This is a genomic window from Kyrpidia sp. (assembly GCF_023512215.1).
Lineage (GTDB): Bacteria > Bacillota > Bacilli > Kyrpidiales > Kyrpidiaceae > Kyrpidia > Kyrpidia spormannii.
In genome coordinates, this window is record NZ_JAILZZ010000043.1 from 14,618 (window position 1) to 27,099 (window position 12,482).

Consider the following 12,482-nt stretch of genomic DNA (forward strand, 5'->3'; position numbering starts at 1 on the left):
AAGGTCGAACGATCGGATGAACAGAGTGTACCTGTGGACGGCTAAAGAACAGATCGACCCGGATCGCCTCCGGGGGGCCGCGGCCGTGGTGATGGACGTGCTCCTGGCGACCACCACCATGATCACGATGATGGAGCGGGGTGCCGGCCGGGTGTTCCCGGCCCGGGACCTGGCCGACGCCCTGGATTTGAAAAGAACGTGGATGTCCCCGCGTCTTTTGACCGGCGGGGAGGAGGACGGTCGGGAGGTTCCCGGATTTGACCTGGGGCCGTTTCCCGAGGAGTATACCGAAGAGGGGATCGCCGGTCGGGACGTGGTGTTTTTGACCACCAACGGCACCCCGGCCCTGCGCCGGGCGGAGGGTGCGGAGCGAGTTCTTCTGGCTTCGCTGCGCAATGCCCCGGCGGTGGCGAAGTATGTACAGGAGGCGAACCTTGCGGTGGTCTACCTCATCTGCGCCGGATCAAAAGGGCGCCTGTCGCTGGAAGACGCCCTTTGCGCCGGGGTGATCGCCGACCGGCTGGGCATAGCGGGTTGGGAACTGGATGACGGCGCGATCTTGGTCCGGGACGCGGCCCGGATGCACGACGGCCGGATGGTGGAGGCGCTGAGCCTGGGCCGGGTGGGCCGTTGGTTCACGAGCGTCGGCCGCCGCCATACCCTGGAGTTCGCCGGGACCGTGGGGGCGAGTACGGCTGTGGTCGGGCTGGAGGACGGCCGGTTACGCCTGTTCGGCGACTGATTCAACCAACGGAGCAATCCAATGACTCCAACGAGGTGAGATCCGTGTTTGATTTTTCCCCGACACCAGAGCAACAATCGGTGCTTGATCGCACAAACGAGATCATGGAACGGTACATTTATCCCGCCGAACGGGATTTTCATGAAGAAGAAGGGTTTCCCGAAGAGAAGATGCGCGGGCTGCAGAAGCGGGTGAAAGAGGCCGGGTTGTGGGCGCCGCATCTGCCGAAAGAAGCGGGAGGCCTTGGCATGGGTTATGTGACCTTGGGACTGATGAACGAGATCCTCGGCCGCAGTCCGATCGCCCCCCGGGCGTTCGGCACCAATGCGCCGGACACCGGCAACCAGGAGATCCTGTGGCTGGCCGGGACGCAGGCGCAGAAGGAACGATACCTGAAGCCTTCGGTGGCCGGGGAGATTTATACGGCGTTCGCCATGACCGAACCGGAGGTCTCGGGGTCGGACCCGACGTTGCTGCGGACCACCGCCCGCCGGGACGGGGACGGCTGGGTGATCGACGGGCATAAATGGTTCGCCACCGGGGGATCCCGGGCGGCGTTTTTCATCGTGATGGCGGTCACCGACCCCGATGCCGACCCTCACCGCCGCGCGAGCATGTTCATCGTGGAGGCGGGGACGCCGGGGCTGGAGATCGTCCGGGATGTGCCGGTGATGGGCGACACCCTCGGAGGGCACACGGAGCTGTGGTTTCGGAATTGCCGGATCCCGGGCGAGAACTTGCTGGGGGAGGTAGGGGACGGCTTCCGGCTGGCTCAGCTTCGTTTGGGGCCCGGGCGGATCACCCATGCCATGCGCTGGATCGGCGTGATGCGACGCAGTTTCGAGATGATGCTGGACTACGTGCAGCGCCGGGAGACCCGAGGGCAGAAACTGGTCGATTTTCAAACGGTGCAGAACGACATTGCCGAGTCCTACGCGGACATTGAGACCTCGAGGTTTCTCACGCTTCATGCCGCTTGGAAAATGGACCAGGGGCTCGATGCGCGAAAAGAGATTTCGCTGATTAAATTCTACGGGGCGAATGCGCTCCACCGGGTGATCGACCGGGCCATCCAGGTGCACGGCGCCCTCGGGTTCTCCAAAGACACGCCCTTGGAAGGGTTTTATCGGGAGGCCCGGGCGGCGCGGATTTACGACGGTGCGGACGAGGTGCACCGGGTGGTGGTGGCGAAGCGGATCATGAGAGAGTTTCGGGAGAGGCGATCGTTGTGACGGTTGAAGCAAGTCGCCCGGGCCGCGGACGGGGCACCATTCCCGTTCGCCCCGGAGAAGAACTGGATGTCGAGGCGGTGCGCCGGTTTTTGTCGGCGCACATCGAGGGGCTGGGGGATTGCCCGGTCGAGGTCGAGCAGTTCCCCTCCGGGGCGTCGAACCTCACGTACTGGATTCGTTGCGGGGAATGGGAGGCGGTGCTGCGGCGGCCTCCCTTCGGGCCGCTGCCGCCGAAGGCGCACGACATGAAGCGGGAGTCTTCGTTTTTGAGTCGGTTGCACCGTGTGTTTCCGCTGGCTCCGCGGCCCTACGCGTTTTGCGAGGATCCGGCGGTGCTCGGGGCGCCGTTTTACGTGATGGAGTACCGGCGGGGAGCGGTATTGGACGATAAGTTCCCGCCGGGCGTGGAGGCGACGCCGGAATTGTGTCGGCGGATTTCCTATGCGGTGGTGGACACGCTGGCGGAGCTGCACGCGGTCGATTATCGAGAGGCGGGCCTGGGGGAGTTCGGCCGACCGGAGGGCTTTTTGCAGCGGCAGGTCGGCGGATGGATCGACCGGTACCACCGGGCGAAGACGGACGACATTCCCCAGGTGGATCGGATCACCCGCTGGCTGGGGGATCATCTTCCGGCGTCGCCGGCGGCGACGATCATTCATAACGACTACAAGTTAAATAACCTGCTGCTGGACCCGGGCGACCTCTCCCGGATTGTCGCCGTGGTGGACTGGGAAATGGCAACGATCGGCGACCCGCTGTTCGATTTGGCGGTGTCTCTCAGTTACTGGGCCGAGGAGACGGACCCGGAGCTGCTCAAAGAGGTATTGCCGACGGTGACCAAATACGGCGGATTTCTCAGTCGAGACGAGTTCGTGGAGCGCTATTCGCGCCGGAGCGGACGGGATGTATCGTCCCTGGATTTTTATATGGTGTTTGCCTACTTTAAGTTGGCGGTGATTCTCCAGCAGATCTATGTGCGGTGGAAACGGGGACAGACCCAGGATCCGAGGTTTGCCGGTTTTGGGCTCCGGGTGAGGCGACTGTTGGAGTACGCTGACGGGTGCATTCCCGGCCGGGCGTGAGGTGAACCCTGCACAGCGATCGGTTAGAGGATGCGGTAAAACCACTGGGTGATGGGGCCGAAGACAGCTTCCAAGGGAGCCAGAGGGTTAAACTGCAGGTAGACCTGCCACTGGACCATGGCTGCCATAACGAGGGCCAGCGCGAGTAACGTTCCGTGAACAGCCAACTCTCTGCGCTGGCCGGCCCGCCACATGGCGGGCCATTCCAGCAACGCAGCGGCGACGAACAGGATGGCCAGCCACAACATCTTCGTTTCCTCCGATTTTCCTCATGGTTCCACTTTAGGTTCGTCCAGAAAACCCGCGATTATACGGCGGGACAGGACTCTCCTTCGCCTGGAGACGGAGTCGCCGGTGGAGCGGACCGCCGTGAGGCGAATGCGAAGCCCGGTGAGAGTCCGTTCAAAGCGAACTTCCGCCCCAATGGAAGCGGCCCGCTGCCGGATGAGCGCCACCCCGTAATGTCCCTCCTTCTGTGCGCGATCCCAACTTTCTTCCCGCTGCCCGTCGTCAGTGATGGTCAACTCCCAGCGCCTCCCCGCCTGCGTCCAGGTGAGAAACACTCGGCTCGCCGCTCCGTGTTTGACGGCGTTAACCACTGCTTCCCGGCAGATGGCTGCGAGGACCGGCCACGCGACGGGAGCCAGTTCCGGCGCCTCGCCGGCGATCACGACCTGTGCGCCGAAACCGGTGGCGAACTGCTCGAGGTGAGTTTTCCACGTCTGCTCATCCACCGAATCCCCAATCCCGGGCCGCAGATCGAGGATGGTTTTCCGCAGTTCGTCATCGACTTCCCGAAGGGCTTCTTGAATTTCCTCCAGGTGTACGCCGGCGGGATGCCGGGCCGGCAGCTTTTTTCGGGCATGATTCAGTTGCACTCCGATAAAAAAGAGGGTTTGCCCGATGTCGTCGTGCAGTTTCTCGGCCATTCTTTTATGTTCGGACGCGACGAGCTCCCGTTCCCGCGCCTGGGCGATCTCGTCATGCAAGGCGTCCAGCCTGGCAAAAAGCCGCCTGGAAATGAGGGCCGTAACCAAACCTGCGAGGATGGCGGTAAGCCAGTTGGAGGCTTCCATCGGAAGAAGGCTGAGCACCCAGGGCGTGTGTCGAATCAGTTCGAAAAGGGCGACGACCACGGCGGGGACGATGAGCAAGGCACGCCGAACAGCGCGTTCGTTCACGGGGGATCACCTCTCTTGCTCGAACAGGCTTCTCCTGTATTGTGAGCGATCCGCAGGGGTTTCGCAAGGGAGCGGAAAGACGGTTAATGTGGCGTGGGGCTAGGCAGTCGAACATTCCTTAGTTCTGCCACACTCATACCTTGGAGGGAAGGTGGAAGGAGGGGCGAAGAATGAAGGTGGTGGCTTTTGGATCGGAGACACTGTCCCATTTTCCCTATCGCGACCTGTTGGAGGTGCTCCCGGCCGAGTGCCGGTATTATGTAGGCGCAGGGTCTGACTCTGGCGGTTCGGGTCTAGAAGAGAATGCCGATGTTGAGGATGTCGTTCGTGACATCTCTATTGAGGAGTGCCGGCGACTGCCAGCCGATGAAACCACGGCCATCGTGACCGAACCGCTGTGGGTGTCTGCCTTCGGGGGGTGGCGCCCGGAGCGCACGGTCGCCGTGATGGCTCATATTTCTTTCAGCACCGCCGCCCAGCGCCGCTTGGCGAACCTCGTTGCGGCTGCTGCAGACGCTGTATTTGTTCGATCGGAAACTCAGTATCTTCAATGGTGCTTTCAGCGGCCAACGGTATTTTTTTGGGATCCATACCGCTGCCGGCAAGAAGCGGTGCACTGGGTGTCGCGGGTTATAGGGGCGTTGGAAAATCCTGAGGAACTCAGAGGACTGGAAAAGGAACAGTGGCACTCGCGACTGAAGGAATATCAAGGCTTTGTGGGGCGGGAAGAAATCTCCGAAAAGGCCCTCTATTTCTCGGCGGCCTACCGGTACCTCTTGGAGGATCCAGCGGCCCGGGAGGACCTTCTTGCTTCTTTTGAACGGGCCGTGGCGTCGGGGCGTGCCGATTGTCTCGTCACGCATTACCGGTTTTTGTCCGCTATTCTGGTGAAGCAGGGGCGTTTGGAGGAGGCGGTTCAGGCCTACGGGGTGACTGCGCTGGACCAAGCTGCCAAATGGGAGTATGAACGTTTGCTGACGTGGCTGGAGGATGGACGGCAGGCGCTGGTCCGGGCCCGGCTCTTTCTGCTCAATGATGATCTGCGTTCGGCCCGGGAAGTGCTGAGTGAAACAGATGGGGAGGAATCGGGACGACTCCGGTTGGAAATCGCTTTGCGGACAGGTTATCTGGACCAGGCTTTTCGCGAGGTCGCACCGGCGGATTGCAAAACCCATTCGGTGCACCGATCGGTCGAGATTCTTGAGGGTTTTTTCTACTGGCTTCAAGGAGACCGCCCCGGGGCGATTCACCATTTTCTCCGGGCCGCCGCCGAAGACCCTAACGCCCTTGGTTACATTCTTGAAATGGACGAGGCGGAAAGTCTTCTTGAGCAAATCCGCCGTGGGGAAAGAGCGTCATGACTCGTCCTGTGCGCAAATCCTCCGGTAATCGCTTGACGGCCATGATGCAGGTTCGCAATGAAGCGGACCGCTATTTGGACACCGTGCTTCGGTGCCTGTCGGAATTTGTCGATGACGTGGTGATCGTGGATGACGCCAGTACCGACGGGACCCCCGACCTTTGTCGCGATTTTAAGAAAGTCGTTAAATTAGTCGTTCTGCCCGAATCTCAATTCAGGCGGGAGTGGAACTTGCGGTCCCTGCTCTGGGATGTGGCGGTCTCCACCCACCCCGATTGGCTACTCGCCGTGGATGCGGATGAATTATATGAGGACCGCGCGAAGGAAGAGATCCGGGCCCTTATCGATCAGGACCAGTACGATTGGGTGGCCTTCCGGATGTTCGACATGTGGGGAGGCCTGACCCATTACCGAGAGGACGAGCATTGGAACCTTCACAAACGTTACACCGTTACCTTGGTCCGCTTCCTCCCGGGGTATCATTACTTTTTTCCGCCGATGGATCTCCACGTCCCCCGCGTTCCCCTATCCTATCGCCCCCTTCCCGGACTGTGTTCGCCGATTCGGATCAAACATCTCGGGTGGGTGGGCCCCAGGGAGTATCTTCAGCAAAAATATGAGCGCTATATGGCCCTGGATCCCGACGGCCGCTGGGGAAGCCTTGCCCAGTACCGCTCGATCCTCGAACCGAATCCCCGTTTGGTGGAGTGGAGGGAGGACGGAGAATGAAAGTGGGGATTCTGACGCACAGCTTTGTCGACGGGTACAATGGCCGATTTGAAAGGGTTTTTGCGGGCGGGTTGGAACGCTACATGTTTGATCTGGCTCTTTTGCTTCAGGACTTGGGAATGCGGCCGGAAATCCACCAACTGTCCTTTCAAGGTGCATTTTCCAGTCAGGTCGACGGGATCGATGTGTATGGACACGCATGTGGCCCCGACGATGCCGTGAAGGTGTTTGAACAGATGGCGGATGCCGTGGATGGGCCTGTGATTTATGCCAGTTTCCTCTGGCATCCCCTTCGCTTCCGCCCCCACAGTATTGGAATTTGTCATGGAATCAACTGGGATCGGGGCGACGGCTCCGCCCAGGAGAAAGCCCAGGTGGCCGGTGCCATCCAAGGGGCGTTAGACCATCTGCAGCGCATCGTGTCCGTGGATTCACATTTTGTGACCTACTGCCGGTCGGTGTGCACCTTTAACGATCCGCGAAAATTGGTGTTTATCCCGAATCATGTGGATACTCGCAGGTTTCGCCCTGACCCCGGGATGCGGCGGGCTGATCAAGTGCGGGTACTATTTCCCCGGCGCATCAGTTGGGAGCGGGGCGTGATTCCCATGATGATCACAACAGACCGGATTCTGGCCCGGCATCCGGATGTGGTGGTGGAGTTTGCGGGGGATGTGGTGGAAGGTAATCCTATAACCCGGGTGTTTCGATTCTGGATGAAAGAACACCCCCACCGCCATCGCCTCCTTCACCATGTGCTGTCCTTTTCGGAGATGGTCCGCGCCTATCAAAGGGCCGACATCGTGGTGATCCCCAGCATTTTTTCCGAGGGAACTTCGTTTTCTTGTTTAGAAGCTCTCAGTTGCGGGGCGGCGGTGGTGGCTACCGATGTCGGGGGGTTGAACGATCTGGTGATCGACGGGTATAACGGCCTGTTGGTGCCGCCAGATTTTGAAGCGTTGGAAGCGGCGGTGGGGCGCTGCATCGAGAATCGAGGTCTGCGTAGAGCCCTGGGGCGCAAAGCCCGGGAGACGGCCCGGGCTTTTGACCGGTCTCGCTGGCGGCTCCGGTGGAGCCGGGTGCTCAGACCTTGGTTGGCCGGTTGGGCTGCCCGGTCTCCCAGGGCCGTGGATTGAAATGTCTTCTAGAACGGGGGTTCGGAGAGGGCGGCCAGGAGCTGTCGGCTGTGGAGGGCCCATGGCAGGGGTCCCGGGAGAACTCTGGCTGCCACGTCGGGGACAAGGCGCTGGAAGGTGTGCACCGCCGCCAGGAATCGCCCAACCCGGGGTGCAGCCCGATGGGGGTACATCCCGGCGGCGAGGGCGAACCATTTGGCAGCCAGGGTGTCGAGGTCGCTTTCCAGGGCCAACCATCCGGCCAACAGGGCTTCTTGGTACGTCGGCTCGGAGGAGAGGCTCAAATACTGCCGGGCCCACGTGGCGATTTGTTCGCGGGAAACGCCCAGCAGATGTAACGGCCTGGGAGGGAGAAGGTCTATCGAAGGATCCGCCGGTCCCCGGTCGGGAGGGGGCACCGGAGCCCCCGGGTTTTCAGTGTTCATAGGCACCGACTGATTTCCACCTTGAGCGCTGTTCATATCGAACAAACATTTCAATTCGGCCAGCCGGCGCCCCGCCGGTTCATAGCCGGGGTGAGTCTGGAGAGCCCGTTGATAATGGTCCATCGCCTCCTCCCATAACCACAACCGTTCACAGGCGATACCGGCTAGAAAATGACTTCGATACGTTCCCGCCCCGGACGCCGAACTGTAGCGGCCGTCACAAGGGCCCAACTCCAGGCAATGGTCCAGGAGGGGCAGAGCCAGGTCCGCCCGATCGTCGTCCAGGTGCAGGATGGCCCTCCACTCGAAAAGATCGACAAAATCGCGGTAAAAAGCGGCCGCTTCCCGGAGCAGTTGTGCGGCCTCCCGCCGGCGGCCCAGTTCACGGAGGCAGTAAGCCGTTTTCATCACCAAGTCTGACGTGTACCCCGTAAAGACGGGGGCTGACTCCAGGGCCCGCTCAAAGGCTGTCAGTGCTTCCTTATAACGGGCTTGTTGGAACTGCTCCGTTCCCCAGGCGTAAAGGAGCACGGGATCCTCGGGACGCTGAGCTAAGGCTCTTTTCAACAGGCGCTCGTTGCGCTCATTTTTCTTTCTCCTGCGGATCACCTCATCGACATACCCCTCGTGCCAAAGGACCAGGTCGGAGAACCGAATCCCATCGCCATAGGCCGCCCGGATGGCAGAGGCGGTTTCCTCGTGGATGACCCCTTGAAATCGAATCTGCGGGTCATTCCGGAACAGGCGGCAGGCCGCATCCGTCACATATTCGCCTGAAGAACCGTCCCCGATCCGATGGCGGATCTGCAAAAAATATCCTTTTACATCTCGGTCCGCCAGGAGGCGGCCCAGGTACCCCGAATCCGGAGGCACGAGGGTTTCATCGGCGTCCATTACCAGAATCCACGGCATCCGAGCGGCTTCCAGCCCCGCGTTGCGAGCTTGGGAAAAATCGTCCGCCCAGGGGATGTCGAGAATCTTCGCTCCGAAGGAAGCGGCGATCTCCCGGGTCCGGTCTGTAGATCCGGTGTCCACCATGATGATCTCTGACACGTAGGGGGCGACGGAAGTCAGGCAGCGTGGCAAAAAGTCTTCTTCATTGCGCACAATCATGCAGAGCGAGATGTCAAAGGGCATGACTTGCCACCTCCCCGAGTTGTATCTGAGCGATCTCCAGGCGAACGGCGAGAATCAAGGATTGAAAGGGTGTAGAGTCTGTTATCCTGCACAGGTGCCGCTCCGCATCCGCCAGACGCCGGCTTACCCCAGGTGATAAAGTCGTGGAAGCGATCCTCCTTGTTTGCCGGCCCTTCGGATCGCCTGCGGCCCAGGTGGCCCAAAAATCCGAAGCCGCCTTTTCCCCCCGGATGACACGGAGAATAGCCGCGATTCGAAGGGCGGCCGGCCGCAGGGCCGGCTGAAAGGTCAGCGCGGCTTTAAACCACATCAGGGCGGCGTCGTATACCCGGAGTTGTTCCGCGGCGGCACCGAGGGCGAAACAGGGAAGATACGTTCCCATTCTTTCTTCTCGATGGAACATCGAAGGAGCAGGGCCGAGCTCCACAGCCTTGCGCAGAAATTCTGTGCCCGCCCCCCACCGGCCCAGGTCCAGAGCAATGAGGCCGGCCAGGCAGTATAAATCTGTATACTTCGGAAATAGCCGCAGACCTTCCTGAATGAGGGCGAGGGCATCCCCGGGCTGGCCGGCGGCGTAGAGACACCGGGCTTCGGTTTTATACAGAAGGTGCGCCCAGGGGGTCCGCTCCGGTTCGATCCCCCGCCTCGCCCGGCGGAAACAGGCCAGAGCCCGCGGCAGTCTTCCGGATCGCACGTATTCGACCCCGAGATTGTACCAATGAAAGGGGCGGTCCGGGTGGTCGCGGATCTCCAGGCGAAGAAGCCTCAAGTTCCGGGCGACCTTGTTGCGGCTGTTCACCGTTTCCGGGTGGTAGCCCAGGTGGCGAACTCGGACTTCACTGACGATAAAGCGGGCTTCCGGCCGGGCCCGGCAGATGGAAGGAGTGATCTGTTCGTGAACCCTGCCTTCGAATCGGTATTCCGGCCGGTTCCGGAACAAACGAACCACCGGGTTGATGACGGTGGGCTCTTGACCGGGGCCGGGCTCATGACAGATTTGGATCAGCACAGCCTCGGCCTCCGGCTCTTGTGCCACGGTACGCAGCCCGGCCGCACCGCCAGGCTCCAGGCGCTCATCCGCATCGAGCACGAGAATCCAGTCGCCCCGGGCCCGGTCGAGACCGGCATTTCGGGCCCGGGCAAAGTCGTCCCGCCAGGGTTTACGGATCACCCGCGCCCCGTGGCGCATGGCCAACTCAGCGCTGCCGTCATCCGAACCGGTATCCACCACGATGATTTCGTCTACGGCGCCCCGAACGCTGGTGAGACAGGCGTCCAGGTACTCTGTCTCATTCTTGACGATCATGCAGAGGGAGATCTGCGGCCGACTCATGTCGATTCCTCCTTGTCCGGCCCCGCCAGTGGGTGTGCCACCCGATTCCATCGAGAAGTTCCAATGCCCGCCCGACAGCCCTGCGCTCCTCCGCGAACCCACCCCTTTTCGGTCGGAGAGCCTCGGCTTCTTCCAGCATCCTCTTGGCGGACTGAAGGGCGGCCGCGGCAGCGGCCGGCCGGGCCCGGGAAAACCCGAGACCTGCACTTTGCTCGAACAATTCCGCCGCCTGATCCCAATGTCCCTTGTCGTAGAGCATCTCTCCCAACAGAAACAGCCCCTCGGCGTCCAACTCGCGCCGGGTAAGAAGACGGAGCAAGCGGTCTGCGGCGAGATAGACCCATCCTTCACGGTACAGGGTCTTGGCGAGAAACAGATCCATCCCGTTGCTGTGGAGGGCGGCCAGATCTTCCGCCAAGGGAATCAAGCGGTGTTGAACCGCCCGTTGGATCAGGGGCCGAAGGATGTCCGGTCCAATTGCCGCGTGGCTTTGAGTGTCCGGGGATGCGGGGCTCCCCATGAGCCTGGCGTCGATGCTTTGATAGACCGGGGGAAGTTCCAGTCTGCGGTCGAGGGATTGATCCTGAGCCCACCGGGCCAAGGCGTAGTCCATGATCTCCTCCTCGCCCAGAGGGACTTGCCGGTCTCCCGAATGGATACTGAGTTCCACTATCTGGCACGCCTCCCGCCATTGACCCAAAGCCACGAGACATTGAACTCGCAGCGGCCGGTTTTCACTGCCGAGAGAGGTATCTTCAGAATCTAGGAGCCCGATGACCTCGCCGTAGGCCCCAATATGCAGTAGCGCCCGCACCAGGCTCCGCTGGTCCGGCGGTGTTCCGGCACAGGAGGCCAATGCTTTGACGAGATCGCCCTCTGGTACATCCCGGGCCGCGAGAATTTCGGCCAGCGTTTCCAAGGCCGGCTCCCACCCCGGCCGGGCCGCCAAGGCCTGGCGTACCGACTGCTCTGCCTCTTGCAACTGCCCGAGGTCCAGGCACAGCTGGGCCGCCGCGTGGAGTGGGCGGAAGCTGTTGATCCCCGCGCTGCCGACGTGGGCACCGGGGGGAGGACAGGCCGCTGCCTGCAGATACGCCTTCAGCGCCTCCTCCCGCAACCCTTGAGCCCGCAGGGCGTCGGCGAATATCACAAAAAGATCGGCGTACTTCGGGTAGCGCTCGAGCTCCGGCCGCAGTGTCAACTCGACGTCGCGAAATTTCCCCAGGGCGAGCCAGACCATCCCCAGGTCTCGAAAGAGGGTGGGGCGGTACGGCGCCTGAAGTGGCGTCAAAGAGGCCGCTCGGCTGAGCCACAGGGCAGCCCGGTCCAGGCGGCCGGCCTGGCACCAGGTGACCCCGACTTGATACGTGTAAAACGGGTGCCGGGGGAGATCCCGAAGCGCAAGCCTTAAAAGCCGGAGATTGCGCCGGACCTTATCCCGCCGGGCGATGACCTCGGGGCGATACCCATGGTGGACAATCCGCCAAGGGGCTATCTGCGTTTCTGAAATGCCTTCTTGGTCCCAAACGATTTGTTCATGAATGCGCCCTTGAAAATACACTCCGGGTTCTCGCCGAAACAACCTGGGGACTCGGTGGATCAACCGGTCGTCCATCGATGGGCCGAGGAGATTTTCAATATCGAGCCAAAAGCTTTTCGCCTCTGTATGACGAAGCACCTCCAGCCAGCTCGAATCCGCGTCCCTCAGCTCCTCGTCGGCGTCTAGCCACAGGACCCACTCGGCCTGAACATGGGCGAGGCCCGCATTGCGCGCTTTCGAAAAATCGTCCTCCCAAGGGACGTGAATCACCCGGGCTCCGAAGCTCCTGGCCACCTCCGCCGTTCGGTCCCGGGATCCGGTGTCTACCACGATCCATTCGTCAGCCACACTGCGGGTGCTTTCCAGGCTTCGCAAAATCGTTTTCTCCTCATCTTTTGCCAACATCATCACGCCGAGCAAGGGTTTGCTCACCGGGCATCCCTCCTATGGAACGCCCGGGGATCAGGTTCCCTGGGCGTTGAAAAATACGTCAATGGTGGTGGAGGCCCCTGCTGTGGCCGAGGCGTAGGACAATCGGGTGTATTTCAGGAACCGGCTTGGAACAAGTACGTCCACAGACCCCGC

The 12,482-nt window shown here is 61.4% G+C and carries 12 protein-coding genes; 6 read left to right on the forward strand and 6 right to left on the reverse strand.

Going from position 1 to position 12,482, the window contains the following annotated elements:
• Positions 1 to 16 precede the first annotated feature (16 nt).
• From K6T64_RS13045 to K6T64_RS13055, 3 genes are read left to right on the forward strand one after another with little or no spacing between them, the layout of a single operon-like run.
• A complete protein-coding gene (locus tag K6T64_RS13045; protein WP_288010623.1) occupies positions 17 to 742 on the forward strand; it encodes a 2-phosphosulfolactate phosphatase in 726 nt (241 codons plus the stop codon).
• A gap of 44 nt (positions 743 to 786) precedes the next feature.
• Entirely contained in the window at positions 787 to 1,974 is a 1,188-nt protein-coding gene (locus K6T64_RS13050; RefSeq protein WP_288010624.1) for an acyl-CoA dehydrogenase family protein, read from the forward strand.
• A complete protein-coding gene (locus K6T64_RS13055; protein WP_288010625.1) occupies positions 1,971 to 3,056 on the forward strand; it encodes a phosphotransferase family protein in 1,086 nt (361 codons plus the stop codon). The genes K6T64_RS13050 and K6T64_RS13055 overlap by 4 nt, the downstream gene beginning before the upstream one ends.
• Positions 3,057 to 3,079: 23 nt before the next feature.
• Here the strand turns inward: K6T64_RS13055 and K6T64_RS13060 are convergent, their stop codons facing one another.
• Entirely contained in the window at positions 3,080 to 3,304 is a 225-nt protein-coding gene (locus K6T64_RS13060; protein ID WP_170085860.1) for a hypothetical protein, read from the reverse strand.
• Positions 3,305 to 3,325: 21 nt separating this feature from the next.
• Positions 3,326 to 4,237, reverse strand: a complete 912-nt coding sequence (locus K6T64_RS13065; RefSeq protein WP_100668049.1) for a sensor histidine kinase — start codon at positions 4,235 to 4,237, stop codon at positions 3,326 to 3,328.
• 170 nt (positions 4,238 to 4,407) lie between these two features.
• On the opposite strand from K6T64_RS13065, the gene K6T64_RS13070 reads away from it, so the two are divergent.
• From K6T64_RS13070 to K6T64_RS13080, 3 genes are read left to right on the forward strand one after another with little or no spacing between them, the layout of a single operon-like run.
• A complete protein-coding gene (locus K6T64_RS13070; protein ID WP_288010626.1) occupies positions 4,408 to 5,598 on the forward strand; it encodes a hypothetical protein in 1,191 nt (396 codons plus the stop codon).
• Complete coding sequence (locus K6T64_RS13075; protein ID WP_170085857.1) at positions 5,595 to 6,326, forward strand: glycosyltransferase; 732 nt, start codon at positions 5,595 to 5,597, stop codon at positions 6,324 to 6,326. The genes K6T64_RS13070 and K6T64_RS13075 overlap by 4 nt, the downstream gene beginning before the upstream one ends.
• On the forward strand, positions 6,323 to 7,462 hold the full coding sequence (locus tag K6T64_RS13080) for a glycosyltransferase family 4 protein (RefSeq protein WP_100668046.1): 1,140 nt from the start codon (positions 6,323 to 6,325) through the stop codon (positions 7,460 to 7,462). Before K6T64_RS13075 ends, K6T64_RS13080 begins: the two co-directional genes overlap by 4 nt.
• 8 nt (positions 7,463 to 7,470) lie before the next feature.
• Here K6T64_RS13080 and K6T64_RS13085 read toward each other — a convergent pair whose 3' ends face one another.
• The 4 genes from K6T64_RS13085 to K6T64_RS13100 are packed head-to-tail and all read right to left on the reverse strand — an operon-like array spanning position 7,471 to position 12,473.
• The gene (locus K6T64_RS13085) at positions 7,471 to 9,024 is read right to left on the reverse strand and encodes a glycosyltransferase (protein ID WP_170085856.1); all 1,554 of its coding nucleotides are present in this window, start codon (positions 9,022 to 9,024) and stop codon (positions 7,471 to 7,473) included.
• A complete protein-coding gene (locus tag K6T64_RS13090) occupies positions 9,014 to 10,357 on the reverse strand; it encodes a glycosyltransferase (protein ID WP_170085855.1) in 1,344 nt (447 codons plus the stop codon). Before K6T64_RS13090 ends, K6T64_RS13085 begins: the two co-directional genes overlap by 11 nt.
• Positions 10,314 to 12,329, reverse strand: coding sequence for a glycosyltransferase (locus tag K6T64_RS13095; RefSeq protein ID WP_288010627.1), 2,016 nt, complete (start codon positions 12,327 to 12,329; stop codon positions 10,314 to 10,316). Before K6T64_RS13095 ends, K6T64_RS13090 begins: the two co-directional genes overlap by 44 nt.
• A gap of 30 nt (positions 12,330 to 12,359) precedes the next feature.
• A complete protein-coding gene (locus tag K6T64_RS13100; RefSeq protein WP_288010629.1) occupies positions 12,360 to 12,473 on the reverse strand; it encodes a DUF6385 domain-containing protein in 114 nt (37 codons plus the stop codon).
• Between the last annotated feature and the right edge of the window lie 9 nt (positions 12,474 to 12,482).

Bases quoted from the DNA above. Each gene is read 5' to 3' on its own strand.
- K6T64_RS13045 (WP_288010623.1), top strand. From the start codon at position 17: ATGAACAGAGTGTACCTGTGGACGGCTAAAGAACAGATCGACCCGGAT.
- K6T64_RS13060 (WP_170085860.1), bottom strand. From the start codon at position 3,304: ATGTTGTGGCTGGCCATCCTGTTCGTCGCCGCTGCGTTGCTGGAATGG.
- K6T64_RS13070 (WP_288010626.1), top strand. From the start codon at position 4,408: ATGAAGGTGGTGGCTTTTGGATCGGAGACACTGTCCCATTTTCCCTAT.
- K6T64_RS13075 (WP_170085857.1), top strand. From the start codon at position 5,595: ATGACTCGTCCTGTGCGCAAATCCTCCGGTAATCGCTTGACGGCCATG.
- K6T64_RS13080 (WP_100668046.1), top strand. From the start codon at position 6,323: ATGAAAGTGGGGATTCTGACGCACAGCTTTGTCGACGGGTACAATGGC.
- K6T64_RS13085 (WP_170085856.1), bottom strand. From the start codon at position 9,024: ATGCCCTTTGACATCTCGCTCTGCATGATTGTGCGCAATGAAGAAGAC.
- K6T64_RS13090 (WP_170085855.1), bottom strand. From the start codon at position 10,357: ATGAGTCGGCCGCAGATCTCCCTCTGCATGATCGTCAAGAATGAGACA.